The following is a 12,035-nucleotide window of genomic DNA, read 5'->3' as shown; positions in this document are numbered from 1 at the left end:
CGTGATCCCGGGGAAAGCACCAGCCCCCGAGTTTGCGTAGACTGCCCACCCACCGATTCTTTCTCAGGAGAAATAAATGGACCGGCCCACCTCGTCCTTGCTCTCTGGCGCCCTCGTCGCCGCGATCACCTTCGCGTGCCACGCGGAATCACGGCAACCACCCACCAAGCCCGCGCCCATCCAGACCACCGGCACACCCGGCTCGCCGAGCGCCACCACTACCATCGACGGCAAACAACTCCCCGCGCCCGACCCGGCTTTCGGCGGCGTGATCAAGGACGATGCGCTCCAGTCCAAGTTCTGGTGGGCGCCCCGCATCGTGCCGCCGAAGGAAGCCCCCAACATCCTGCTCATCATCACCGACGACGCCGGATTCGGCGTCCCCAGCACCTTCGGCGGCGTCATCCCCACGCCCGCCATGGACCGCATCGCCAACAACGGCCTGCGCTACAACAACATCCACTCCACCGCGCTCTGCTCGCCGACGCGGGCCGCCCTCATCACCGGCCGCAACCACCACTCGGCCGGCTTTGGCGTGATCTCCGAGCAGGCCACCGGCTTCCCCGGGTACAACAGCATCATCGCCGAGGACAAGGCGACGATCGGTCGGATTCTCAAGGACAACGGCTTCTCGACCGCGTGGTTCGGAAAGGACCACAACACCCCCGCGTTCGCCGCGAGCCAGGTCGGTCCCTTCGACCAGTGGCCGCTTGGCATGGGGTTCGAATACTTCTACGGCTTCGTGGGCGGCGATGCCAACCAGTGGCAGCCGAACCTCTTCCGCAACACGACCCAGATCTACCCGTTCGAGGGCAAGCCGGGATGGAACCTCATCACCGGCATGGCCGATGACGCCATCGCTCGCCTCAACGAACTCAACCAGATCGACCCGACCAAGAAGTTCTTCGTCAAGTATGCGCCCGGCGCCTCGCACGCGCCCCACCATCCGACCAAGGAGTGGGTCGACAAGATCCACGCCATGCACCTCTTCGACGAGGGCTGGAATAAGGTCCAGGAGCGGATCTACGAGAACCAGAAGCGCCTGGGCGTGATCCCCCCGAACACCAACCTCTCCCCCTGGCCGACCGAGGTCATCAAGAACTGGGACGACTGCACCCCCGAAGAGAAGAAGCTCTACATCCGGCAGGTGGAGGTCTTCGCTGCCTACGTCGCCTACAGCGACCACGAGATCGGCCGCGTCATCCAGGCCATCGAGGACATGGGCAAGCTCGACGACACGCTCATCATCTACATCAACGGCGACAACGGCACCAGCGCCGAGGGCGGACCCCTGGGCACTCCGAACGAGGTCGCTTTCTTCAACGGCGTCAGCGTGCCCGTTGACGTTCAGATGAAGTGGTACGACGTCTGGGGCACTGAGCAGACGTACAACCACATGTCGGCGGGCTGGTCGTGGGCCTTCGATGCCCCCTTCACGTGGTTCAAGCAGAACGCCTCGAAACTCGGCGGCATCCGCCAGGGCATGTGCATCTCCTGGCCGGCGCGGATCAAGGACAAGGGCGCCCTGCGCGAGCAGTTCTGCCACATCATCGATATCGTCCCGACCATCCTCGAGGCCTGTGGCATCCCCGCCCCCGAGGTGGTCGACGGCATCAAGCAGGCTCCGATCGAGGGCACCAGCCTCCTCTACACCTTCGATCCCGCGAACGCCAAGGCGCCCTCCCGCCACACGACCCAGTACTTCGAGATGATGGGCCAGTACGCCCTCTACCACGAGGGCTGGCTCCTGAGCACGAAGGTAAACCGTGCGCCCTGGGAGGCATTCGGCACCGCCAACCCCGACCCGCTCAACAACCAGGTCTTCGAGCTCTACGACCTGAACACCGACTTCAGCCAGTCCAACAACATCGCCGACAAGCACCCCGACAAGGTCAAGCAGCTCAGGCAGTTGTTCATCGAGGAGGCCCGCAAGTACCAGGTCTTCCCGATGGACGCCTCCGTCGCGGGCCGCATCGTCGCGCCGCGCCCCAACATCACCGCCGGCCGAACCGAGTTCGTGTACAAGCACCCGATGGTCGGCCTGCCCCAGGGCGATTCCCCCTTCCTCCTCAACAGTTCGTACACCATCACGGCGGACATCGAGGTGCCCGCGGGCGGCGCGGAAGGAATGATCCTCACCTCCGGCGGCCGCTTCGGCGGATACGGCTTCTACCTGCTCAAGGGCAAGCCCGTCTTCCTCTGGAACCTGCTCGACCTGAGGCGCATGAAATGGGAGGGCCCCGAGGCCCTCTCGCCCGGCCGCCACACCATCGAGTTTGACTTCGAGTACGACGGCCTCGGCGTGGGAACGCTGGCCTTCAACAACATGAGCGGCCTGGGACGCCCGGGCACCGGCACCCTCAAGGTCGACGGCAAGGCCGTGGCGACGCACGAGATGCCCCACACCCTCCCCATGATCCTTCAATGGGACGAGTCCTTCGACATCGGTTCCGACACGCTGACCGGCGTGAACGACGAGGACTACACGCCGCCGTTCCCGCTCACCGCCAGGCTGAACACGCTGACGCTCAAGATCGATCGCCCGCAACTCAGCCCCGAGGACATCAGGAAGCTCGAGGCGGCCCAGCGCAACAACAAGGCCAGCGAGTAACAACCCGCACGAACCAACCCACCGCGGGCCGCGCACCATGCGCGGCCCGCGGCTTTGTTTTTGGCGTCACCCCACCCGATCCCCCGTCCACACCTGCGTGATGTACCGCAGCCTCACCATCCCATCCGCCCCGCGGTGCGCCCGGTGCAGCACCCGCAGCGCCTCCATCAGCCGGTCATGATCCGGCCCCGCCTTGGGCACATACGAGGCGCTCGCCGCCCGCCCGAGCAGCCCCTCCTCGTCCAGCGCCTGCTCGCTTGGAACTTCGAACAGCCGCAACGGCGTGAACAGCCCCGTCTCGCTCACCCCGTCGGGCCGGAACGGACGCCGCTCCGCCGGGTGCTCCCCGCCGTGGGTGCGAATCGCCTCGACATACCCCCGAGTCAGATCGTCCCGGTTGTCCCGTGAGTTCCACACCAGCGCCAGGCGCCCGCCGCGTTTGAGCACCCGCCAGAACTCCCGCACCGCGCCGACCGGCTCGAACCAGTGGAACGCCTGAGCGCACACCACCAGGTCCACCTCCCCATCCCGCAGACCCGTCGCCTCCGCGGTCCCATCCCGCCACTCCACCAGCCCGTGCGCCTCGGCCGCCTCCCGCATCGCCGCGTTCGGCTCGACCGCGATCACCCGCACGCCCTTCTCCGCCAGCAGCCGCGACGAGATCCCCGTTCCCGCCCCGACATCCGCCGCCACCACCCTCCCCGCTTCGCCCAGCCCGTCCAGCACCGCATCGATCGCCGCACCCGGATACGACGGCCGGAACTTCTTGTAATCCTCCGCCCGCGCCCCGAACCGCGAGGTCGGGTTCATCGTGTGCAGCGGCGCGGTGTGGTCGACCCGTTCCCGTTCCATTCCTACTCCCCGGCGCCTCCAGCGCCGCCTTCCTTCCTCTCCTCGAACTGCCGCTTCGCACGCAGTTTGGCCGCCATCAGTCCCGAAGTTCGATCTTCCGCTTGCCCAGCCTCCCCCGGGTCCCGCGGCGCTTGCGCTGCCGACGCTGCCCCAGCTCCTGCCGCGGTGCCGCCCCGCGCCGCGGCGGCCCGCTCCTCTTTCCGCCGCCTCGCCTGCTCCGCGACAATCCGCCGTGCATCGTCGGTGGACAAAGCTCCCCCGGCCGGCGCCGCCGCGGGTGCTCCGCGCAGCGACGACAACGCCGCCGCCGCCCGCGCCCCGCGGTCCCGCACCGCATCCGCCGCGGCCGCCTTGACGTCCGCGCCGTACCGGCTGCTGAAAAACCGGTCCCACGCGATCCGCCGCGTCGCCACATCCATCAGCAGCACGATGATCGTCCACAGCAGCAGCGGCCTCCACAGCGGCTGCCGCGCCTCGCTCGGCCTCACACCCGTGCGGTCAAACAGGTTCGCCGAGGACGGATCACGCAGGTCGTACACCCGCCCTCCCGTCACGCCCGCCACGTCCCGCAGCAGCCCGATGTTCGACGACAGTGCTCGGAATTCTACCCCCGACGCCCGCGAGGCGCCGCCCAGCACCGGCGGCAGCCGACGCGTCCCCTGCCGGGGCGTCAGCACCGCCACGTAGTTCCCGCTCCCCGTCGCCTGCACCGATCCCTCGTACACCCCCGGCGCCGTCTGCGCCAACTGGGTCGCGATCACCTTCCCATCGGGCCCGTACACCTTCGCCGGCACCGACAGCAGATCCAGCGGTCTCCCGTCCTTGTCCGCCGCGTCCAGCCGGAGCCGCAACGAATCCCCCACCACCTCGGTCGTCAGTTCCGCCGTGCGATCGGTCGCCGGCCTCGCGATCTCCCGCTCCAGTTGCGTCCACATCCGCCGATACCCGGGCCAGCCGATCCACCCTTGGGCCCACTTCGAATGCGCATCGGATGTAAACGCCGCCACGCGCCCCAACCCCGCGTTCCAGTACGCCAGCAGCGGCTCGCCGGTCGGCGTCGTCATCGCCAGTGTCACTGTCCGTTCCGGCCGCGGCTGCGTCAGCACAAGACCCCGCAGCGGCGGCATCCCCGCCCCGACCCCCTCGGTCACCGGTGAACCCGTGGCCAGCACCACCGGCGTGAACGGCGCCTCCCGAATCAGCGGCGTCCGCACCACCCGCACCGCCTTCAGGAAGATCCGCGGCAACAGGCTCGGGTCCGTCACCCGGTAGAACGCGCCCCCGCCCCGGTCCGCCATCACCTGCAGCGTCTGCGCATCCGCTCCATCGCCCACCGCGATCGTCGACAGCGAGATCCCCTCCTCCTTCATCCGCACCGCAAGGTCCGGCAGGCTCTGCCGATCCCCCGAGACCCCGTCGGTCAGCAGGATCACGTGCCGGACCGTCGCCTCCGCATCCTTGAGCTGGTTGAACGCCTCCTCCAGCGCCGGTCCGATCTCCGTTCCCCCGTCCGGCCGGATCGAGCGGATGATCGAGCACGTCCGGTCCGGCTCCGTGTTCCGGTCCAGCGGAACCAGCACCACGTAGTCCGAGTTGAAGGCGATCACCCCGACCATGTCCGTCCGGTCCAGCGACTGCACCGCCAGCGCGGCCCCTTCGTTCGCCACCTCCTGCTGCGTCCTCGACGAGCCCATCACGCTCCGCGACATCGACCCCGAATCGTCGAGCACCAGCACGATCGCCGCCGCGGGAACCACCAGCTTCTCCGGCAGGTCCAGCCGCACCGGCAGCACCGCCTCCAGGTCCGACCCCTTCCAGCCCCCAGCGCCGAACGAGTCCGGCCCCCCCACCATGATCAACCCGCCCCCCTGGTCCGACACGTAACTCGCCAGCAAGGCGTGCGAGTTCCGCGGCAGCGCATCGGCCGCCACGTTCTGCAGGATCACGAGGTCGTACGCCTGCAGCGACAGCGGATCACCCGGCAGCCCCGCCGGCGCCACCGTCTCCACATCGATGCCCGCGCCCGACAGCGTTCGCGCCAGCGTCGCCCCCGCGCCCTGCGCATCGCCGCCGCTCACCCCGTCCACAACCAGCACGCTCCCGCGGCCCGCCGTGATCGTGAACGATTCCGCGCGGTTGTTCGTCAGGACGGTGTCCCCCGCGTACGCCGCCGCGCCGCCGGACCTGGTGGGCCCCGCATCCGGCTCGAAGATCGCCTCGAACCGGTGCACCCGCGACGCATCGAGTTTCACCGCGATCGACTCCACGCTCCGCCCCGGCGCCAGCGTCACCCGCCGCGCCGATCCCGCCTCCGCGCCGTTGATGTCGATCTCCTCCCCCTCGTTCAGCAGCCTGAGCACGCCCGATGCCGGCGACGTCGCGCTCAGCACCACCCGCACGTTGATCGTCCCCTCCGGCGGCGCCGTCGGCGGCGCCTCCACCGCCTCCACCACCACCTCGTTCGAGAAGTGGTACGCGATCGGCACCACGTCCACCACGACGCCCCCGGACTCCCGCCCCGCGCTAGCCACGCCCCCAAGCCCCGCCGACGCCGACAGCTCCTTCGCCGCCTCCATCGCGCGCCCCGCCGTCTCGTTCCCATCCGAAAACAGGACGATCCGCCTCGTCGCATCCGGAGGGAACAGTGCCGCCGCGAACCGCAGCGCCTCGCCGATGTTCGACCCCTCACCCGTGCTGACGTCCAACGACCGCTGCAGCACATCCGCCCGCGTCGGCGTCGCGACCGCCACCGCCGAGGAGTCGAAGACGACGATCCCCAGCAGATCGTCCGGCTTCCGATCCGCCGCGGCCGCCTCCAGAAAGTGTCTCACCGCTTCGAGCGCCCGCCGTCCGTCCCCGCTCCCAACCTCTCCAGTCCCCGCCTGATCCGCCAGCCGCCTCACCGACCCCGAGACATCCACCACGGCGACTACGGCCAGCCGCTCGGTCGTCCGCACCGCCGTCGCCCCGGCCAGCATGGCCGACACCAGTGCCACCAGCACGACTCGCGCGACAATCGCCGTGGCGCGACGAACCGGGCTCATCCCCGTGAGCCACCGTACACCAATGACAGCCACCGGCACGCTCAGCGCGAGCAGCAGGAGCCACACAGGCTGATCGAATCGGATGCTCACGATCGCAGCATAGTCTCCGCGGGTAGCCCCACCTTCACGCGAAACCCGCCCATCCGAACTCGCGCCCGCACGCGCGGCGGCTACGGAGACGACGGGGCCGGCGGTTCCCCGGCTGGCACGATGTTGTCCGGCAATCGGCGGAAGTACCGGCGGATCAGTTTGTCGTACCTCGAGTGCACCGTCCGGTCATCGCCGATCGCCCGTTCCGCGCTCTGCGCCGCCTCGGAGATCCTCGCCTCGACCTCCTGGCGCGACACGCGCTCCCCGGACTTGCCGTCGCCCAACCACTCCGCGACAACCCGCTCGCGCGATGGGTCGACATCGCCCTGCGGTGGCGTCGAGCGGCCGTCGACCACCGTGGTCCTCGCCGGCAGCGGCGGCGACGGCTCGGCCCCACGCGGCCGGTCGCTCGGTGTGCCCGTGAATCCGCCGCCCCCGGCCTGGTCCACCGGCGCGTTGTCCCCCGGCGCAAACCCCTTCTTGTTCCCCTGCTCCCGCGACATCTGCTGCGCCCAGTCCTTCATCCGCTCCCGCGTCTCCGGGTCGGCCCTATCCCACATCTCACGGGCCTTGTCGGCCAACTCCTGCGCCGACTTCCCATCCCGCTCCGCGCCGCGCGACGAGTTCTCTAGATCCTTCAACTGCTTGGTCAGTCGCGACACGCCTTCGCCGGGCGACCCATCCGTCGCCCCCTCTGGCGACCCTCCGCCCGGCTTCGCCGCACCCGGTACTGGCTTCTCGCCGCCCGCACCATCCCTCGACGTGTCCGTTGCCTCCGCCTCGCCCCCCGACGTCTCCCCCGGCTTGCCAGCCGTCGGCCGGCCCGTCTTTCCGTCGCTGGCCTTCTCGCCGCCGGATCGGAGGCCCTTCGGCGCTTCGATACCCGTTGGAGTCGTGCCGGCGCCCGGTTCTGGCTTGTCACCAATGCGCTTCGCGTCGTCAGCGCCCGGCGTCTCTCCGCCCTTTGGTGTTTCGCCACCTGTTCTCGCGTTCCTCTCGTCCTTTGTTCCCGGGCCCTTCTCGGTCCCATCCTTCTTCTCCCCAGCCCGTGCATTCCGCCCCTGCTCCTTCTCACCTCCACCTGCGTCACCCGTCTCCTTCTTCTCATCCCTCCCTTGGTCCTTCTCGCTCGGTCGCCCCTGCTCTCCAGGCTGCGTTCCACGCTGCTCATCCGCCCCTTGCCGCGGCGAATCGGGCGCTCCGTTGCCCGCCTCGTTCTTCTGCCGGCCGTCGCCCCCCGTCGGCTGCTCGCCCTTCGCCGCCTCCTCCTTCTTGTCGCCCTCGCCGGCACCGGTCTTCTTCTGATCCGTCTTCGGCCGGGCGTCGCCGCCTTGCGCGCGAGAACCGTCCTTCTCGCCACGCCCCTTTGATCCCTCCTCCCGCCGCTCCTGGCCCCCCTTCTCACCCTCCGCCCCGGCGCTCCCTTCCGCGCCCTTCGATCCGGGTTGGTCCCCCTTGTTCCCGCTCGCCCGCTCCTCCTCGCCCGCCCCTTTCCCTCCCTCCCGGTCCTTCTGGGATGATCCTTCCTCCCGCCTTGAGTCGCCCGGCTTTTTCTCCGGCCTTTTCTCCGCGTCTTTCTCGGAGCCCCGCCCCGCCCCGTTCCTCTCCTCTCTTTGCTGCGAGGCACCGCCCTCCTTCGTCGCCTCGGCCTCGTTCGTCTGCTCCCGCTCGCGCAGCGACTGCGCAGCGCTCTTCAGCGACCGAGCCAGGCTCTCCCGCTCCTTCGCCGCCTGCTCCTCCGCCCGCCGCTCCCGGTTCTGCTCCGCGATCTTCTCCGCGGCTCGCCGCGCCGTCTCGGGATCGATCCTGTTCTTCTCCAACTCCTCCCTGATCTTCTCCCCGTCCGTCTCCTTCGACAGCCGCGACGCCTGCTCCTTCGACAGCCCCTGATCCTGGAGCGCCTCGACGGCCTTCTGCTCCCGCGGATCCTCCCCCGGCCGCGCCTGCTCCTGGCCAGTCTCCCCGGCGGCCTTCTCCTCCGGCCGGCTCAACGCCTCAAGATCCTCCGCCAGGTGCTCGAGCGATTCCGCGGCCTTCGCCCGCTCCTCCGGCGTCATCTCCGCCAACTCTCGCGACATCGCCTCAGCCGCCTTCGCCGCCCCCGACACATCTCCGCGCCGCAGCGCATCACTCAGCACCGACCCAGATCCACCGCCCGACGGATTCCCGCCCCCGGCCCCCGCCTGCGCCAACTGCTCCCGAAGCGCATCGGCCCGGCGCTGCGCCTCCTCCGCCGCCTCGCCCTTCTCCTTCGCCACCTCATCCATCGCCGCGGCCGCGACCCGCCGCGCTTCCTCGGGCGAAACCCGACCATCCGCCAACTCCTGCTCGATCTGCTCCAGCACCGCCAACTGCTCACGCCCCGCCACATCCACTGTCGGCGCATCGTGCGTTGCCCGGATCGACTCCACCGCCGCGACAACGTCCTTCGCCGCCTCAACCCGCGCCCGCTCCCGTTCGGCGAGCACCAGCGGGCTCACCGCTGCCGGCCGCAACAGGTTCCACTCCGGCAGCAGCCACCCCGCCCCCACCGCCCCCACCAGCAGCACCGGCCACGCCCACCACGACGATCCAAACCGCACCGGAATCGCCCGCCGAAGCGCCACACCCCCCGCCGCGCGCTCCCCATCCTCAACAGCGATCGACGCAAACGGCCCCGCGGTCGCCCCCGAGAACGCCAGCCCGGTTGACAATCGGTCCCTCAGCCCAAGCGCCGCATCCACCTCGCCCCCCGCCTCGAGCAGCGACCGCCGCCGGAACGCCGCGATCGCCGCCGCGCCCGCCGCCGAACCCGCGACCGGCACCGCGACCACCACCCACCACGCCAGCCCGCTCGCGCCGAGCACCCGCTCTGCCACCACCGCCCCTAGCCCGAGTGCGCTCCCCACCACCAGCGCCGGGCCCAGCCTGTTCACCAGATCCCGCACCCCCAGCCTGCGGCGTGCGGCTCGTGCCACCTCGTGCGTTCGGCTCATACCAGATTGTACGTTTCACGGGGCCGATGGGTTGAAACGGCCGCCGCACACGCCCGCCCTAACGCCCCGCCGTTCTCGCGGGCTTGGCCTGGATCGCGTCCGCCGCGGCCGACAGCACGCCCTTCTCGATTACCGACGGCCCCACGATCCACCACGACGCCTCCGCCGGATCATCCCCGCGGGCCACCCACAGCAGCAGGTCAACATCCGGGCTCGCATCCAGCCAGCCGCGGATCACCGACCTTGCCTCCGCCGACTGGAACGGCAGCAGCCGAACCGCGTTGCGGACATCCGCGATCATCGCGTCCTGCGCTTCCCGCTCCTCGCTCTCGATCTCCTCGTTGCCCGGCACGTTCCCGATGAGTTCGAACCCCGCACTCGCCAGGTCCTTGAACTGCCGCTTCGTCGCTTCGGCCATCTCGGGGCTCAGCGTCGAGGCATCCCGCAGCACGAGCATCCGACCCTTGGGCTTCGCGCTCCACGCCGGCGCGGCGCCCCTCACGGTTGTCGCGACCCGCGCAGCGCCGGTCGCCGGCTCTCCCACGCGGACCACCGACGCGGTCGAGGTCCGCACCGAGATCGTTCCATCGCCGACCGAGACCACCGGCGTCTGCACCGCGGTCGCCATCGCCCTCGTCGCCTTGGAAGAGTTGATGAGGTACACCGCAAGCCCCACGCACGCCATCAGCGCCATGAACGCCGCCAGCGCCACGCCGACCCCGGTGTTGATCCCGGCCACATCGTCCGGCACCCCGCGCCGCGACCGCATCCGGCTCTGGGCGCGCTTGCGCGCCTCCGCCGCGCGCCGCCGCGCCGACCGCACCTGCTCCGCCGCCGATGCCGACGGCGTCCGCCGCCGCTCGTGCGGAACCGCGGCTGCCGCCGCGCCCATCGCACCAAAGGCCGCACCGATCGGCCCCGGCGCCTTGACGCCCGCGTCCCCGGGCTCAACCTGGTACCGGCCCGACCACCACGACGTCACCTTCACCTTCGGCGTGCGCCCGGCCCGCGCCGGCGCCGGCTCCGCCGGCGGCCTGGGTGAACGCGCCCCGCGGGCGAAGACCCAGTCCGGCTCGGCGCCGTCCGCTCCACGACCGCCGGCGGCCGCTCCCGCCGCAGCGGCCGACTCCTCGCCGCCCGTCTCGCCCACGCTCGGCAGGTCCGCCGGCCGCAGCGCGTACGGATCCCGCGCCGCCGCCACCACTTCCAGGTCCGCCAGCATCGCCCCGGCGTTCGCGTACCGCTTGTCGTAGTCCGTCATCGCCCGCCGAACGATCCACCGCACCGTCTCCGGGCACCGGCGCGTGATCTGCGACAGCCCCCCGTGCGCCGGGAACGAGTTCTCGATCATCGAGAAGATCACCGCCCCCGCCGCGTACACGTCGAACTTCGCCCCGTCGACCTGGTGCACCTTCACCCCGCGCAGCGCCATCCGCACCATCTCCGGATCGCGGAAATACTCCGTCCCGTGCGTCGTAAGCGTCATCGCGCTCCGCAACGGCGTCACCAGCCCGAAGTCCACCAGGTGCGCCTGCCCGTCGGACACGATGATGTTGTCCGGCTTCACGTCCTTGTGCCACAGCCCGCCGGAGTGGTAATGACACAGCGTCCTCAGCAGGTCGCACGAGTACTCCAGCGCCCTCGCCAGCGTTGCGCCGTCCAGCCCGCCGTCCCCCGACGCCGCGTGCATCCGCTGCGTCACCAGCGACAGCGAGTCCCCCGGCACGTACTTCATCACGTAGTGGAACCGCTCCTGCGTCAGCTCGTGCTCGATGATCAGCCCCAGCCGCTTCGCCGCGTCCAGCGCCCGGTTCTCCCGCACGATCTGCGGCAGCGTCGACCCATCGCGCAGCGAGAACGACTTGATCACCACCCGCTCCACCCCGTTCATCCCCTGACGCGACAGCGCCGCCGCCTTCTCCGTGCTCGGCTCCGCCACGTACAGCCGCCCGCCCGATCCCCCGCCCGCCAGCGACCCGACGATCGTGTACCCGGGGAACTGCCCCTCCCGGCCCCGCGGCCGGTCCGCCCCCGGCGCCGCCGCCACGGCCTCGGGGATCCGCCGCTCGATCCCGTCCACCAGCGGCGTCAGGCACAGCAGCCGCGCCGGGTGCCCGATCAGCATCCGGTACACCGCCATCGCGCCCGTGTGGCACTCCGAACGGATCGCCCGCCCGAAGTGCGCCGACGCCGACCACCGCCCGATGACGATGTTCCCGATCACCAGCGGCACAAGCACGATCCCCGTCACGATCGCGCCGATCAGCCGCAGCACATCGGAGATCTCACCGATGACAAACCGCAGCACCTGCCGCACCAACCACGCGACGCCCTTGAACACCGGGATGATCAGGTAGATCAGCGCCACGATTCCCAGCGGGATCGCCACCAACGCCAGCAGGACCAGGATGGGTGCTCCAAGGCTGATCATGGCGGTCGTCCCTCCGTACGCGGCGCCCGGGG

The 12,035-nt window shown here is 70.2% G+C and carries 5 protein-coding genes; 1 reads left to right on the top strand and 4 read right to left on the bottom strand.

The window, feature by feature from the left end; all coding sequences use genetic code 11:
* Positions 1–76: 76 nt before the first annotated feature.
* Positions 77–2,611, top strand: a complete 2,535-nt coding sequence (locus tag KF745_01785; protein MBX3357137.1) for an arylsulfatase — start codon at positions 77–79, stop codon at positions 2,609–2,611.
* A gap of 66 nt (positions 2,612–2,677) precedes the next feature.
* Here the strand turns inward: KF745_01785 and KF745_01780 are convergent, their stop codons facing one another.
* The 4 genes from KF745_01780 to KF745_01765 all read right to left on the bottom strand — a co-directional run bounded on the left by KF745_01780 (position 2,678) and on the right by KF745_01765 (position 12,003).
* On the bottom strand, positions 2,678–3,463 hold the full coding sequence (locus tag KF745_01780) for a class I SAM-dependent methyltransferase (GenBank protein ID MBX3357136.1): 786 nt from the start codon (positions 3,461–3,463) through the stop codon (positions 2,678–2,680).
* A gap of 2 nt (positions 3,464–3,465) precedes the next feature.
* On the bottom strand, positions 3,466–6,597 hold the full coding sequence (locus KF745_01775) for a VWA domain-containing protein (protein ID MBX3357135.1): 3,132 nt from the start codon (positions 6,595–6,597) through the stop codon (positions 3,466–3,468).
* Between the two features lie 80 nt (positions 6,598–6,677).
* Complete coding sequence (locus tag KF745_01770) at positions 6,678–9,572, bottom strand: hypothetical protein (protein ID MBX3357134.1); 2,895 nt, start codon at positions 9,570–9,572, stop codon at positions 6,678–6,680.
* Between the two features lie 58 nt (positions 9,573–9,630).
* The gene (locus tag KF745_01765; protein ID MBX3357133.1) at positions 9,631–12,003 is read right to left on the bottom strand and encodes a hypothetical protein; all 2,373 of its coding nucleotides are present in this window, start codon (positions 12,001–12,003) and stop codon (positions 9,631–9,633) included.
* Between the last annotated feature and the right edge of the window lie 32 nt (positions 12,004–12,035).

The sequence above is a fragment of the Phycisphaeraceae bacterium genome (assembly GCA_019636655.1).
GTDB lineage: Bacteria > Planctomycetota > Phycisphaerae > Phycisphaerales > UBA1924 > JAHBXB01.
The sequence above is the reverse complement of the archived record's forward strand: the minus strand, read 5'-3'. Positions and strand labels throughout refer to the sequence as shown.